Below are 475 nucleotides of genomic sequence, written 5' to 3' on the forward strand. Positions count from 1 at the left end.
ATTGATTTGTTTGCTTATTCATTTCATCACTTACTTTTTTAATTTGATTGAAATGTTTTTGAAGTAAACTACTGTCTGTATACGTGCCTTCTTCGACATTTGTTTGAATTTGAATCATATTATTATTTAAAACTTTCCAATCCGTTAATAACGTTTCTAAAGTTGTAATTTGACGATCAATTAATTCTGTAAAGCTATTTACTTGATCTTCAACGAATGTAATTTGAGTCGCCTCTGCTTCAGTTTGTGATAACTTTTGAATAAGTGGCAATAACTCCTTTTGCTTTTGTTGAATGCGAAGAGCTGCTTCCCTCGTTTGACTATCTGCAGCATTTACAATTTCATTACTTAAAGTACCGATAGAAACAAAATCGATTGTTTTCGTTTGTGCAGTTTGATTTGTGATTGTAAATACTTGTTTACCAATATTAATAGAACCTTTAATGATTTCTTGAGGTCTATTCAAAATAGTAGT

At 29.9% G+C, this 475-nt stretch carries 1 pseudogene; it reads right to left on the reverse strand.

Annotation, left to right across the window (positions count from 1 at the left end):
• Nucleotides 1-475, reverse strand: a pseudogene (gene nheA, locus CRU95_RS16145) (non-hemolytic enterotoxin NHE subunit A); the annotation flags it as partial.

The sequence above is a fragment of the Arcobacter sp. F2176 genome, from assembly GCF_004116465.1.
Taxonomy (GTDB): domain Bacteria; phylum Campylobacterota; class Campylobacteria; order Campylobacterales; family Arcobacteraceae; genus Arcobacter; species Arcobacter siniprincipis.